This window comes from Micromonospora sp. NPDC126480, assembly GCF_040302465.1.
GTDB lineage: Bacteria > Actinomycetota > Actinomycetes > Mycobacteriales > Micromonosporaceae > Micromonospora.
Map to the genome: position 1 here is coordinate 42725 of NZ_JBEORU010000010.1, position 13725 is coordinate 56449.

A 13725-nucleotide genomic window follows, 5' to 3' on the forward strand; every position below is an offset into this window, starting at 1 on the left:
GGGCCGATGGCCGAGCCGGCGTTCACCGATGACGAGTACGCCTTCCTGCGGCACGTCCGCTTCGGCGAGCTGCCGACGCCGGTACGCCCGGAGGAGCGCACGGAGCTGACCGAGACCGAGCCCCGCCGCGACCGGCCCGAGCCGGGCGACGACCGGGCCTGGGACCTGCGCCACGGTGCCTGACACAGCGACGGGGCCGCCTGGGCTGCCGACCGGGTGGGAGCGCGTCGGGGCGCACCGCGACCGTCCACCGTCGACTCCTGCCGTACCGGCCCCGGCTCGGTTTCCGGTGCGGCCCCGCGGGTAGGGCGTTGTGATCCCCGTCGACCCGCGTGAAGGAGGAGCCGGTGACCCAGGACCAGCACACCCCGCAGGACCCCACCGAGCAGTACGGCCAGCAGGAGGGCCAGCCGACGCAGCAGCAGTCCCCGCCCGGCGAGACCGGCGCGATGACGCCGGAGCCGGACCACGGCGAGGAGTCCTACCGGGGCAGCGGCAAGCTCACCGGCAAGCGTGCGGTGATCACCGGCGGGGACTCCGGCATCGGCCGGGCGATCGCCATCGCGTACGCGCGGGAGGGCGCCGACGTGCTCATCTCGTACCTGGAGGAGGACGCCGACGCGCGGGAGACCGTGCGCCTGGTCGAGGAGGCCGGCCGCAAGGGGGTCGCGGTGCGCGGGGACATCACCGACGAGCGGCACTGCCAGGAGCTGGTCGAGCGCGCGCTGCGCGACCTCGGTGGCATCGACATCCTGGTGAACAACGCGGCGTACCAGATGGCGCAGGAGAAGGGCATCGCCGGCATCAGCACCCAGCAGTTCGACCGGGTGTTGAAGACCAACCTGTACGCCATGTTCTGGCTCTGCAAGGCCGCGGTTCCGCACCTGGGGGAGGGCGCGGCGATCATCAACACGTCCTCGATCCAGGCGTTCGAGCCGTCACCGCAGCTGCTCGACTACGCCACCACGAAGGCCGGCATCGCGAACTTCACCAAGGCGCTCGCGCAGGAGCTCGCCGAGCGGGGCATCCGGGTCAACGCGGTGGCGCCCGGCCCGATCTGGACGCCGCTCATCCCGGCGACCATGCCGAAGGAGAAGGTGGAGAAGTTCGGCCAGAACACCCCGGAGGGTCGCCCCGGTCAGCCCGCCGAGCTGGCACCCGCGTACGTCTTCTTCGCCTCCCAGGAATCCAGCTACGTGACAGGCGAGATCCTCGGTGTGACCGGCGGCCGCCCCACAAAGTAACGCCGCCCGTCTCCCGTCAGCGGGGCCAGGGGGTGAAGCGGGTGCGGATGTGCGTCACGTCGGCGGGGGTCAGGTGGTAGCGGGTGAAGCGGGCGTCCGGCAGCCGGTCCAGGTAGCGGCCCGCGTCGCGGACGTCCTGCGGGTCCAGGCCCGGGTCGAGCTGCCGGGCCAGCGCCAGCAACTCATCCACGTCGTACCGGTCGAGGACGGCCGCCACGTCGATGTAGTCCCGCACCTCCCGCCGGTTCACCAGGGCGGCGGTCTTGCTGGCCAGCAGATCCCGGACGTCCATCACCGGACCCAGGTCCATCACGACCGGGCTGCGGTGCCGGTCCAGCCGGGCCAGGCTGAGCCGCAGCTGCCGCCCGTCGCGGCTGACCACGAAGTCGCGCATGTCCCGGTCGAATCCGTCGAACAGCCCCGGCAGGTCACTGTCCGGGTCGGCCTCCTCCACCCGGAACCCGGCGCTCTCCAGGGCCGCCCGCACGTCCCCGGCCGCCGCCGCGGCGGCGCCCTCGACGTCGGCGAACAGGTCCACGTCCTCGGTCGGGCGGCTCACCAGGCCGTACGCGGCCCAGGCGACACCGCCACCGAGAACGAACCGGTGCGGCCCGGCCGCCGACAGGGCCAGCCGGGCCACCTCGCGGTAGAACCCGTGCAGGTGGGACGTCGTCACGCCGTACGCAGGCCCGGGTGTCGGCTCTCCCACGCCTGGCGTACGCCCCGCGGCAGGTTGAGCAGCCGCCACACCCGTCGCAACGTGCGCCCGTTTATCAGATCGCGCAGGTCGTCTGAGCGGGTGGTCTCGCGCAGGACGTTCTCGTACATCCACAGCAGCTGGTCCGGGTCGCCGAGGTCGAAGCGGCGGTCCGGGCTCCACATCAGTCGGACCGGCAGCTCCACCACGCCACGGGTCGGGCCGGTCAGCTCGGTGAGGGTGCGGGCCACCACGGCGGGCCGGCCGGGACGCGCCAGATGCGGCACGCCGGCTGCGACGGGGGAGCGGCCCTGCATGCCGTCAGCGTAACTCCCCGCGTGGTTGTGTCCACGGGTAAGCGCTGGTCGGCTTCTACCGCGTCGGGCTGCTTGGTGCGGTCGCCGGGTGGGTGTAGCGGGTGACCCGACTGCGCCGTGTCGGGTGGTTCATCCGGTTCGGTGGGACGATCTCGGGCCGTATGTCGGGTTTGTGGGTGTGGTTGGGGGCACCCGGTCGGCGGAATGATGCGGGGCTGGGGGTCGTTACATCACGTGGACGATCGAGTAGGGCCACGGGGCTTCGGCCGCCGTGGTGGGCCGGAATGATGTCGGCCGGTCGGTCGTTACATCTGGACCCGGCGCCGTGAGGCAGTTCCCCCGCCCCGGCCGGGTTGTTTCCCCCGAGTTCTTTGAGCGCCTCGGATGGTGCTTGCACCACCACGCCCGTCCCCCGGGTGGTGGTGCCAATCCCCCGAATGGAGCTTCCGTCATGAACACGATCATTCGTAAGAGCGTTCTGGGTGTTGCTGGTCTGGCGTTCGCCGGTGGCATGGTCGCCGGTCCGGTTGCCGCGCACGCGGCCCCGGCCGTCGAGGCCGCCCCGGCCGCTGTGGCGGTGCAGGCCGACAAGCCGGACATGGGCAAGCTGATTCCGCATGGTGTGCAGGGCGTCCAGTCGCGGATCGACCTGTCCGATGAGCAGGTCGCCAACGTGAAGGCGATCATCGCGGCGACGAAGAAGGCCGGCATGGACGAGCGGGCCGCCGTGGTCGCGATCGGCACGGCGTTGCAGGAGTCGAAGCTGGAGAACCTGGGTCACCTGGGTGAGCGCAACGACCACGACTCGCAGGGCCTGTTCCAGCAGCGCCCGTCCTCGGGTTGGGGCACGGTCGAGCAGATCACCGACCCCGAGTACTCGACCACCGCGTTTCTGAAGGGTCTCAAGCAGGTCGACGGGTGGCAGGACATGCCGCTGACCGTGGCCGCGCAGACCGTGCAGGTCTCGGCCTACCCCGACCACTACGCCCAGTGGGAGCAGCAGGCCGCCGACCTCGTCGCCGAGCACTGGAACAGCTGACCACTGGAACAACCGAGCACCACACCCGCACGACCACGCTGGCCGGCACCCGAACCCGGGTGCCGGCCAGGAGCGTCCCCACCCCCACCGGGTCGATCATGGAGTTGTGGTGCCTGATGAAAACCCCGGATCGGGGTGAACCGGCCACCACAACTCCATGATCGACCAGGGAGGGGGCGGGGGGCGACGTGGTGGCCGTCACTCGGGTTGGCGGAAGGGCCGGGGCGGGTAGCGTGTTGAGTCAGGTGTCGGTGTGTCCAGTGTCCCCGGGCCTCACCTAAATTGCCTTCGCGGAATACCGTCCGGCTGGAGCCGCGTCGCGCCACTCGCCGAGAGGCGACCTGCACACCGACACCCAGTGCCGCCCCCGAGCCCGAACCGGGCCCGGGGGCGGCGCTGTCACATCCGCCGGCCGGCGCGCAGCCGCGAACCCGGAACCGATCGGGTCGCGCGTGACGGCGGGCTGGCCTAGGCTTCGAGAGGTCGGCGTCGGGGCCGGGAGGGGGTGTCGCGGTGGGTCTGCGGACCTTCCTCCAGGGCTGGCCGGTCTACCGGCAGCTCACCGGCACCGACCCGCTGGGCCGGGGCGCGGCGGCGCAGTCGGCCCGCTCCGCGGAGCTGACGTCGCGGACCGGGTCCGCCGACCGGACGGTGCGGTCGGTGTGCCCGTACTGCGCGGTGGGTTGCGGGCAGCGGGTCTACGTCTCCGACGAGCGGGTCGTCCAGATCGAGGGTGACCCGGACAGCCCGATCTCGCGGGGCCGGCTGTGCCCGAAGGGGTCGGCGAGCAGGAGCCTGGTGACCAGCCCGCTGCGGGAGACCCGGGTGCGCTACCGGCGGCCGTACGGCACCGAGTGGGAGGACCTGGACCTCGACACCGCGCTCGACATGATCGCCGACCGGGTGCTCGCCGCGCGTGAGCAGACCTGGGAGGACGTCGACGGCGAGGGCCGGCCGCTGAACCGCACGCTGGGCATCTCCAGCCTGGGCGGGGCGACGCTCGACAACGAGGAGAACTACCTCATCAAGAAGCTGTTCACGGCGATGGGGGCGCTCCAGATCGAGAACCAGGCGCGCATTTGACACTCCGCCACCGTTCCCGGTCTGGGGACCAGCTTCGGTCGCGGTGGTGCGACGGACTTCCAGCAGGACGTCGCGAACGCTGACGTCATCGTCATCCAGGGCTCCAACATGGCGGAGGCCCACCCGGTGGGTTTCCAGTGGGTGGTGGAGGCCAAGCGGCGTGGTGCCAAGGTGTTCCACGTCGATCCGCGGTTCACGCGCACCAGCGCCCTGGCGGACACGTACCTGCCGATCCGCGCGGGCACGGACATCGCGCTGCTCGGCGGGGTGGTCAACTACATCCTGAGCAACGGGCTGGACTTCCGGGAGTACGTGCTTGCGTACACGAACGCGGCGACGATCGTCACGGAGGAGTTCGCCGACACCGAGGACGGCGACGGCCTGTTCTCCGGTTTCGACCCGGACACGGCCGCGTACGACCAGCGGAGCTGGCAGTACGAGGGGCACGAAGGCGCCGCCGGGGAGGACACAGCCCGGGCCCGGGAGACCGCGGCCGGGCTGCGCCACGAGTCGCACGGCATGCCGGTGCCGGGGCGGACGCTGCGCGACGAGACGTTGCGGCATCCGCGCTGCGTCTACCAGATCCTGAAGCGGCACTTCGCCCGCTACACGCCGGAGATGGTGGAGCGGGTGTGCGGTGTGCCGCGGGAGAAGTTCCTGGAGCTGGCCCGTGCCTGGACGGAGAACTCGGGCCGGGAACGCACCGGTGTGCTCATCTACTCGGTGGGTTGGACGCAGCACAGCGTCGGCGTCCAGTACATCCGCACCGGCGCGATCATCCAGTTGCTGCTGGGCAACATGGGCCGACCGGGCGGCGGGGTGCTGGCGCTTCGGGGGCACGCGAGCATCCAGGGGTCCACCGACATCCCGACGCTGTTCAACCTGCTGCCCGGCTACCTGCCGATGCCGCACCACGCCGACCACCCGACGTTCGACGACTGGGTGGAGAGCATCCGCCGCCCGGACCAGAAGGGCTTCTGGGGCAACGCGCGGGCGTACGCGGCGAGCCTGCTGAAGGCGTACTGGGGGGACGCGGCGACGCCGGACAACGACTTCTGCTACGGGTACCTGCCCCGGATGACCGGCGACCACGGCACCTACCAGCAGGTACTCAACATGATCGACGGGAAGGTGCGCGGCTACTTCCTGCTCGGCCAGAACCCGGCGGTCGGCTCGGCGCACGGCCGCGCGCAGCGGCTCGGCATGGCGAACCTCGACTGGCTGGTGGTCCGCGACCTGTTCCTGATCGAGTCGGCGACGTTCTGGCGCAACGGGCCGGAGGTGGCGACCGGCGAGATCGTGCCGGCGGAGTGCCGAACGGAGGTGTTCTTCCTGCCCGCCGCGTCGCACGTGGAGAAGGAGGGCACGTTCACCCAGACGCAGCGGCTGCTGCAGTGGCGGGAGAAGGCCGTCGACCCGCCGGGCGACGCCCGCTCGGAGCTGTGGTTCTTCTACCACCTGGGGCGCAGGCTGCGGGAGAAACTGGCCAGCTCCGGCCGGCCCCGCGACCGGGCGCTGCTCGACCTGACCTGGGACTACCCCACCCACGGTCCGCACGCGGAGCCGAGCGCCGAGGCGGTGCTGCGGGAGATCAACGGGTACGAGGTGGCCGGCGGCCGTCCGCTGTCGGCGTTCACCGAGGCCCGCGACGACGGTACGACGGCGATCGGCTGCTGGATCTACACCGGGGTGTACGCCGACGGCGTCAACCAGGCGGCCCGCCGCCGCAGCCGTCACGAGCAGGACTGGGTGGCCGCCGAGTGGGGTTGGGCCTGGCCGGCGAACCGCCGCATCCTCTACAACCGCGCCTCGGCGGACCCGGACGGCCGGCCGTGGAGCGAGCGGAAGAAGTACGTGTGGTGGGACGCCGAGGCCGGTGAGTGGACCGGCTACGACGTGCCGGACTTCGAGAGGACCAAGCCGCCGTCGTACCGGCCGCCGGCGGGTGCCTCCGGGCCGCAGGCGCTCGCCGGCGACGACGCGTTCATCATGCAGGGCGACGGGAAGGGCTGGCTGTACGCGCCGAGCGGCGTGGTGGACGGTCCGCTGCCGACGCACTACGAGCCGGCCGAGTCGCCGGTGCGCAACCCGCTGTACCGGCAGCAGGCCAACCCGACCCGCAAGGTGTACGCGCACCCGGTGAACTCGGTGAACCCGAGCCCGCCGCAGGAGCACAGCGAGGTGTTCCCGTACGTGTTCACGGTGAGCCGGTTGACCGAGCACCACACCGCCGGCGGGATGAGCCGTACCGTGCCGCCCCTTGCGGAGCTGCAACCGGAGATGTTCGTGGAGGTGTCGCCGCAGCTGGCGGCCGAGCGGGGCCTGGCGCACCTGGGTTGGGCGCACCTGATCTCCGGCCGGGCGGTGATCGAGGCGAAGGTGCTGGTCACCGACCGGCTGACGCCGCTGCGGGTGGACGGGCGGGTGATCCACCAGGTGTGGCTGCCGTACCACTTCGGGTTCGAGGGCCTGGTCACCGGCGACTCGGCCAACGACCTGTTCGGCATCACCCTCGACCCGAACGTGCTGATCCAGGAGAGCAAGGTCGGCACCTGTGACGTGCGGCCGGGCCGCCGCCCGACCGGCCCGGCGCTGTGGGACCTGGTCGAGGACTACCGCCGCCGGGCCGGCATCGTCGCGGGCCGGCCGGGGCCCGTGCTGACGCCGGGTGTGCGGCCGGCTGGCGGAGGCGGCGACGGGAGGGCCGGTGCTTCCTGACCCGAACAGCCTGTACGGGCCGCTGGACCCGGCGCCGGAGGCCGGCTGGACCAGCGCCCCGCCGCGGATGGGCTTCTTCACCGACACCAGCGTCTGCATCGGCTGCAAGGCGTGCGAGGTGGCGTGCAAGGAGTGGAACGACGTGCCCGGCTCGGGGCTGGACCTGCTCGGCATGTCGTACGACAACACCGGCGCGTTGACCGCGAACTCGTGGCGGCACGTGGCGTTCGTCGAGCAGCCGGTCCCGGCGGCCGGCGGCGGCCCGGGGCACACCGAGTTCCTCGGGATGCCGGGGTCGCAGCCACCGGGCCGCACCGGCGGCGCGGACGGCCGTACCGACTTCCGCTGGCTGATGATGTCCGACGTGTGCAAGCACTGCACGCACGCGGCGTGCCTGGACGTCTGCCCGACCGGGTCGCTGTTCCGCACCGAGTTCGGCACCGTGGTGGTGCAGGAGGACATCTGCAACGGCTGCGGGTACTGCGTCTCGGCCTGCCCGTACGGCGTCATCGACCGCCGGGCGGACGACGGCCGGGCGTGGAAGTGCACGCTCTGCTACGACCGGATCGGCGCCGGCATGACGCCGGCCTGCGCGCAGGCCTGCCCGACGGAGTCCATCCAGTACGGTCCGGTGCAGGAGTTGCGGGAGCGCGCCGCGGCGCGGGTGGCGGCGCTGCACGAGCGCGGGGTCACCGAGGCGCGGCTGTACGGGCACGACCCGACCGACGGGGTGGGCGGCGACGGGGCGTTCTTCCTGCTGCTGGACGAGCCGGAGGTGTACGGGTTGCCGCCCGACCCGGTGGTCACCACCCGCGACCTGCCGCGGATGTGGCGGCGGGCCGGGTTGGCGGCGCTGGCCATGGCGGCGGCTGCCGTCGCGGCGTTCGTCGGGAGGCCGTCGTGAGCCCACCGGTCGGTGACCGCTTCCGCCGTTTCCGGGAACTGCTGGGTGACGACGCCAACCGGCCGTCGGCCCGGCTCGGTCACGGCCCGAAGGTCGGCGGTGGACCCCGCGACGACCTGCGGGTCGGTGCGGGAGCCATGACGTCCGGACCCGCACCGGCCCCGGATCAGGCGGCGGTCGACCGGGCCGGTGGGCCGGGTCTTGGCCGGTTGCCGGCACCGGCCACCGACGTGGTGGCCCCCGAGCCCCGCCCGCCGCACGACGCCGCGCCCGTCGACCGCACCGCGGGCCGGGCCCGGCGGGGTCGCGGCGGTGAGGAGCTGCGGGTCCCGGAGGCCGAGTTCACCTCGTACTACGGGCGGCCGATCCTGAAGGCCCCGGTGTGGACGTGGGACATCGCCGCGTACCTGTTCACCGGGGGCCTGGCGGCGGGCTCGTCGCTGCTGGCCGCCGGCGGGCAGCTCACCGGCCGGCCGGCGCTGCGCCGCGCCGGCCGGGTGACGGCGCTCGCGGCGGTCACCGCCAGCACGGTGTTCCTCATCCGGGACCTGGGCCGCCCGGAGCGCTTTCACCACATGCTGCGGGTGGCGAAGCCGACCTCGCCGATGTCGGTGGGCACCTGGATCCTCACCGCGTACGGGCCGGCGGCCGGGCTCGCGGCGGTCGCCGAGGCGGCGGCGTGGCTGCCGGAGCGCGGTGTGCCCGGGCTGGCCCGCCGGGTGCTGCCGCCGGCCGGTCACGCCGCCGGGCTGGCCGCCGCGGTGACCGCGCCCGCCCTGGCCACGTACACGGCCGTGCTGCTCGCCGACACGGCCGTGCCGTCGTGGCACGAGGCGTACCCGGAGCTGCCGGTCATCTTCGCGGGCAGCGCGCTGGCCAGCGGCGCCGGCGTGGGTCTGCTGGCCGCGCCGGCCGGGCAGGCCCGACCGGCCCGGCGGATGGCGGTGGCCGGCGCGGCCCTGGAACTGCTCGGGGCGCACCGGGTGGAGACCCGGCTCGGGCTGCTCAGCGAGCCCTACGCCACCGGGCGGGCCGGCCGGCTGCTGCGCGCCGGCCGCGCGCTGACCGCCGTCGGGGTCGCCGGGGCGCTGCTCGGCCGGCGCAGCCGCGTGGTGTCGGCGGCGTCCGGGGCGGCGCTGCTCGCCGCGTCGCTTGCCACCCGCTTCGGGATCTTCCACGGCGGGGTCGCCTCGGCGCGCGATCCGAAGTACACGGTGGTGCCGCAGCGGGAACGCCTGGCCCGCCGCCGGGCCGAGGCCGCCGGACACTAGACCGCGGGGCAGCCGGGCGGAGCGGGCCGCGCTGTGGTCAAATGCTGCGTGGAGGCGTTCAGGCGGCTGGTGCCCCTCCCGGTCTTCAAAACCGGTGTGGTCCGGGACCCGGGCCAGGCGGGTTCGATTCCCGTCCGTCTCCGCCAAGCCTGGTGGGGGTTGACGTGACAGCCGACGACGGCACCGATCCACGCCGGCGGGTGCCGCGTACCGACGCGCTGCTGGCCGATCCGCGGATCGCCGTCGCCGTCACCGCGTTCGGCCGGGACCGCGTCAGGGCCGGCGTGCGTCGGGCGCAGGAACGGGCGCGGCGCGGCGAGATCCGCCCCGAGGAGGTACGCGACGCGGTCCTGGCCGCGCTGCCGGATCCCGGTCCGCGTACGGTGCTCAACGCCACCGGCGTCGTGCTGCATACCAACCTCGGCCGCGCGCCCCTGTCGGCGGCGGCGGTCGCCGCGGTCGTGGCCGCCGCCGGCCACACCGACGTGGAGCTGGACCTGACCACCGGCCGGCGGGCCCGGCGGGGCCGGGACGCCCTGGACGCCCTCGCCGCGGCGGTTCCGGACGCCGCGGCGGTGCACGTGGTCAACAACGGCGCCGCCGCCCTGGTGCTCGCCGCGACCGCTCTCGCCGCGGGCCGGGAGATCGTGGTCAGCCGCGGCGAGCTGGTGGAGATCGGCGACGGTTTCCGGCTCACCGACCTGTTGGAGAGCACCGGCGCCCGGCTGCGGGAGGTGGGCACCACCAACCGCACCCACCTGGACGACTACGCCGCCGCGGTGGGCCCGCACACCGGTTTCGTGCTGAAGGTGCACCCGTCGAACTTCCGGGTCAGCGGCTTCACGTCGGCGGTGCCGGTGCGTGCGCTGGCCACCCTCGGGGTGCCGGTCGTCGCCGACATCGGCTCCGGGCTGCTCGCCGCGGACCCGTTGCTGCCGGGCGAGCCGGACGCCGCGTCGACGCTGCGGGCCGGGGCGGCGCTGGTCACCGCCAGCGGCGACAAGCTGCTCGGCGGGCCGCAGGCCGGCCTGCTGCTCGGTGCCGCCGACCTGGTCGCGCGTCTGCGCCGCCACCCGCTCGCCCGGGCGCTGCGGGTGGACAAGCTGACCCTGGCCGCGCTGGCGGCGACCGTGGGCGACCCGGGCACACCCACCCGCGCGGCACTGCACGCCGACACCGGGGCACTGCGGGCCCGCACCGAACGGCTGCGCGACGCGCTCGCCGCCGACGGGTGCAAGGCCGAGGTGGTGCCGGCCGTGGCGGTCGTCGGCGGCGGGGGCGCGCCGGGCGTCGAGCTGGACTCGTGGGCGCTGAGCCTGCCCGGCCGGTACGCCGGGCCACTGCGCACCGGCGACCCGCCGGTGCTCGGCCGGGTGGTCCGCGACCGGCTCCTGCTGGACCTGCGCTGCGTCCCCACCGACGCCGACGAGGCCGTCCGCGCCGCCGTGCTGCGGATACCCGGGGACGGCTGAGCGTGTTCGTGGTGGCCACCGCCGGGCACGTCGACCACGGCAAGTCCACTCTGGTGCGGGCGCTGACCGGGATGGAGCCGGACCGGTGGGCCGAGGAACGCCGCCGGGGCATGACCATCGACCTGGGGTTCGCCTGGGCGGCGCTGCCGTCGGGACGGACGGTCGCGTTCGTCGACGTGCCCGGGCACGAGCGGTTCGTGCCGAACATGCTCGCCGGCGTCGGCCCGGTGCCGGCGGCGCTGGTCGTGGTGGCCGCCGACGAGGGCTGGATGCCTCAGTCGGCGGAGCACCTGGCCGCCCTGGACGCGCTCGGTGTGTCGTCCGGGCTGCTGGTGGTGACGCGCGCGGATCTGGCCGACGCGGGGCCGGCGCTCGCGCAGGCACGGGCGCGGCTGGCGGGCACGTCGCTGCGGGCGGTCGACGCGGTGGCGGTCAGCGCGGTGACCGGCGCGGGCCTGCCCGCGCTGCGGGCGGCGCTGGACCGGCTGGCCGCCGCCCGCCCCGACCCGGCGGTGGGCGCGCCGGTGCGGCTGTGGGTGGACCGCAGCTTCACCGTGCGCGGCAGTGGCACGGTGGTCACCGGAACCCTCGGCGCGGGACGGCTCGCCGTTGGGGACGAGCTGGAACTCGCGGGCACCGGCGAGCCGGTGCGGGTGCGCGGGCTGCATGCGCTCGGCGTCGCCCGCGAGGAGGTCACCGCGGTCGCCCGGGTGGCGGTGAACCTGCGTGGGACGCCCCGCGAACGGCTGGGCCGGGGCGACGCCCTGTTGACGCCCGGCCGGTTCGGCCGCACCGACCTGCTCGACGTGCGGCTGGCCGGCGACCCCGCCGCGGACCTGCCGGTCACGCTCACCCTGCACGTGGGCTCCGCGGCCGTGCCGGCGCGGGTCCGCCCGCTGGGCCGGGACACCGCCCGGCTCCGGCTGGCCCGCCCGCTGCCCCTGCTCGTCGGTGACCGGGCGCTGCTGCGTGACCCGGGTCGCCGGCACGTCGCCGGCGGCGTGACCGTGCTCGACGTGGCCCCGCCACCACTTCGCCGGCGGGGTGCCGCGGCCGCGCGGGCGGCGGTGCTGGTCGGCCTGGACGGCCGCCCCGACTGTCCGGGGGAACTGCGCCGGCGCCGGCTGGTCCGGGCCGGGGACCTGCTCCGGATGGGCGTCGAGCCGGCCGGCCGGCCGGTCGCCGGGGACTGGCTGGCCGACCCGGAGCACTGGCGGCGGCTCGCGGCGCGCCTCGCCGAGGAGGTCGACCGGCACGCCCGCGCGCACCCGCTGGACCCGGGCGCGCCGGTGGAGTTGCTGCGCCAGCGCCTGGACCTGCCCGACCGGGTTCTGGTGGCGGCCCTGGTCCGGCCGCCGCTGCGGCTGCACGCCGGACGGGTGACGGCGGCGCCCGACGACGCCCTGCCCGAGCCGGTGGCGCGGGCGGTGGCCCGGGTCCGGTCGGCGTACGCCGGGCAGCCGTTCCGGGCCCCGGAGGCGGCGGACCTGGCCGCGCTGGGCCTGGGGCCCCGGGAGATCGGCGCCGCGGTGCGGGCCGGGGCGCTGGTACGGCTGGCCGACAACGTGGTGCTGCTGCCGGGCGCGCTCGACGGCGCGGTGCGGGTGCTCGCCGGGCTGCCGCAGCCGTTCACGCTCAGCGCCGCCCGGCAGGCCCTGGACACCACCCGCCGGGTGGCCGTGCCGCTGTTGGAGCTGCTGGACCGGCGGGGCGTGACGCGCCGGCTGCCCGACGACGCGCGGATGGTCGTCGGTCGCTGACCGGCGGGGTGCCCGAACCGGCCCCGCCGTCGTCGCCGCCCGCCTTAGCGTCGGGGGATGGACCCATCCGCGATCTGGCGGGACCGGCAGCACAAGTGGCGCATCGAGGCGTACCGGGCGCCGGACCTGCGGTTCGCGATTTTCGCCACCAACGGCACCACCGAGTCGGCACCTCTGTGGCTGTTCGGCATGTCGGCGTTGGCTCGCTGGCTGATGACCCACAAGATCTCCCTCGACGACCTCGAGGTGGACTGAACTCCCCGATCGGGGCGAAAAACGCGAATTGCGACTAATTGGGCGGATGTCCGGCTACCGTCGACGAACGTGAAGGACCGAGGATTGCGGACCGCCGTCACGGTGCTGGCCGGGCTCGCGGTGATCTACTTCGGGACGACCGGCCGCGACCCGGAGGACGGTGAGGGGCTCAGCGGCGGCCTCGTCGTCCTCGCCGTGCTCGCGGCGCTGCTGGTGTGGCACCTGACCAAGCCGGGCAACAACGCGGCGAAATGAGCCGGCCCGCTCAGCGGGCCGCCGCGCGGGCCACCTCGCCCGCGGACTCCTCGCCCAGGGCCACCCGGACCAGCGCCGACGCGAGGCGCCCGAAGTCCGCGTCGGCGACCAGCCCGGCCAGCCGTTCCGGGGCCCGGGGCAGGCCCAGGCGCTCCGCCCCGCTGAGCGCCCGCCGGTCGGCGTACGGGCGCAGGTCCGGCCAGACCGCCTGGGCCTCGCGCAGGAAGATGTCGCCGCCGGTGGGCCCGATGCCGGGAAACTCGGTGAGCAGCCGGCGCAGCCGCGCCGGCTGCCCCGCTGCCTCCCGGTGCAGCCGGCGCAGGTCACCGCGCCAGCGGTCGAGGCAGAGCCGGGCGCCGGTGCCGAGCATCGTCGCGGTCCGCTCGTCGTAGCGGCGGTAGTGGCCGCGGCCGAGCGCGTCGACCCGGTCCTGCCAGCTGGCCGCCTCCATCGCCGCCGGCGTGCGGTAGCCGGCGGCGAAGAGTTCCCGGGCGGCGGCCACCGCCACGCCGGCCCGGATCCGGGTGCTCAGCAGGGTGGCGAGCACCAGCAGCTGGTACAGCGGGCCGGGCCGGTCGGCCAACCGGATCCCGGCCTCCTCGGCGTACGTGCGCCCGCGCCGCTCCAGCAGCACCCGCGCCGTCCTCCGGTTGTCGCCCACACCCGGGTGTTACCCGCTGCGCACCGGGTTAGCGCCCCGGCATGGTGCC

The 13725-nt window shown here is 74.6% G+C and carries 13 protein-coding genes and 1 tRNA gene; 11 read left to right on the forward strand and 3 right to left on the reverse strand.

Annotated elements, in window-relative coordinates; genetic code table 11:
- Positions 1 to 6 precede the first annotated feature (6 nt).
- Positions 7 to 183 (forward strand): hypothetical protein, encoded by a 177-nt coding sequence (locus tag ABTW87_RS11780; RefSeq protein ID WP_350650783.1) that lies wholly within the window; start codon positions 7 to 9, stop codon positions 181 to 183.
- Positions 184 to 347: 164 nt separating this feature from the next.
- A complete protein-coding gene (locus ABTW87_RS11785; protein WP_350650784.1) occupies positions 348 to 1244 on the forward strand; it encodes an SDR family oxidoreductase in 897 nt (298 codons plus the stop codon).
- Positions 1245 to 1260: 16 nt separating this feature from the next.
- On the opposite strand, the gene ABTW87_RS11790 is transcribed toward ABTW87_RS11785, so the two are convergent.
- Complete coding sequence (locus ABTW87_RS11790; RefSeq protein WP_350650785.1) at positions 1261 to 1920, reverse strand: nucleotidyl transferase AbiEii/AbiGii toxin family protein; 660 nt, start codon at positions 1918 to 1920, stop codon at positions 1261 to 1263.
- Positions 1917 to 2258, reverse strand: a complete 342-nt coding sequence (locus ABTW87_RS11795; protein ID WP_350650786.1) for a hypothetical protein — start codon at positions 2256 to 2258, stop codon at positions 1917 to 1919. The genes ABTW87_RS11790 and ABTW87_RS11795 overlap by 4 nt, the downstream gene beginning before the upstream one ends.
- 451 nt (positions 2259 to 2709) lie before the next feature.
- Between ABTW87_RS11795 and ABTW87_RS11800 the strand changes: the two genes are divergently transcribed.
- The 9 genes from ABTW87_RS11800 (at position 2710) to ABTW87_RS11840 (ending at position 13015) form a co-directional block, all read left to right on the forward strand.
- Positions 2710 to 3297: a hypothetical protein gene (locus ABTW87_RS11800; protein ID WP_350650787.1), complete on the forward strand. Its 588-nt coding sequence runs from the start codon at positions 2710 to 2712 to the stop codon at positions 3295 to 3297.
- Positions 3298 to 3810: 513 nt separating this feature from the next.
- The gene (gene fdh, locus ABTW87_RS11805) at positions 3811 to 7098 is read left to right on the forward strand and encodes a formate dehydrogenase (protein WP_350650788.1); all 3288 of its coding nucleotides are present in this window, start codon (positions 3811 to 3813) and stop codon (positions 7096 to 7098) included.
- Positions 7088 to 8002: a 4Fe-4S dicluster domain-containing protein gene (locus ABTW87_RS11810; protein ID WP_350650789.1), complete on the forward strand. Its 915-nt coding sequence runs from the start codon at positions 7088 to 7090 to the stop codon at positions 8000 to 8002. The genes fdh and ABTW87_RS11810 overlap by 11 nt, the downstream gene beginning before the upstream one ends.
- Before the next feature lie 137 nt (positions 8003 to 8139).
- Positions 8140 to 9273 (forward strand): NrfD/PsrC family molybdoenzyme membrane anchor subunit, encoded by a 1134-nt coding sequence (gene nrfD, locus ABTW87_RS11815; RefSeq protein ID WP_502891572.1) that lies wholly within the window; start codon positions 8140 to 8142, stop codon positions 9271 to 9273.
- A 50-nt stretch (positions 9274 to 9323) separates the two neighbouring features.
- A tRNA-Sec gene (locus tag ABTW87_RS11820) sits at positions 9324 to 9419 on the forward strand.
- Between the two features lie 18 nt (positions 9420 to 9437).
- Entirely contained in the window at positions 9438 to 10745 is a 1308-nt protein-coding gene (gene selA, locus ABTW87_RS11825; RefSeq protein WP_350650791.1) for an L-seryl-tRNA(Sec) selenium transferase, read from the forward strand.
- A gap of 2 nt (positions 10746 to 10747) precedes the next feature.
- A complete protein-coding gene (gene selB / locus ABTW87_RS11830; RefSeq protein ID WP_350650792.1) occupies positions 10748 to 12505 on the forward strand; it encodes a selenocysteine-specific translation elongation factor in 1758 nt (585 codons plus the stop codon).
- 57 nt (positions 12506 to 12562) lie between these two features.
- Positions 12563 to 12760, forward strand: a complete 198-nt coding sequence (locus tag ABTW87_RS11835) for a hypothetical protein (RefSeq protein ID WP_350650793.1) — start codon at positions 12563 to 12565, stop codon at positions 12758 to 12760.
- Between the two features lie 84 nt (positions 12761 to 12844).
- A complete protein-coding gene (locus ABTW87_RS11840; protein ID WP_350650921.1) occupies positions 12845 to 13015 on the forward strand; it encodes an amidophosphoribosyltransferase in 171 nt (56 codons plus the stop codon).
- Between the two features lie 10 nt (positions 13016 to 13025).
- Here the strand turns inward: ABTW87_RS11840 and ABTW87_RS11845 are convergent, their stop codons facing one another.
- A complete protein-coding gene (locus ABTW87_RS11845) occupies positions 13026 to 13676 on the reverse strand; it encodes a hypothetical protein (RefSeq protein WP_350650794.1) in 651 nt (216 codons plus the stop codon).
- Between the last annotated feature and the right edge of the window lie 49 nt (positions 13677 to 13725).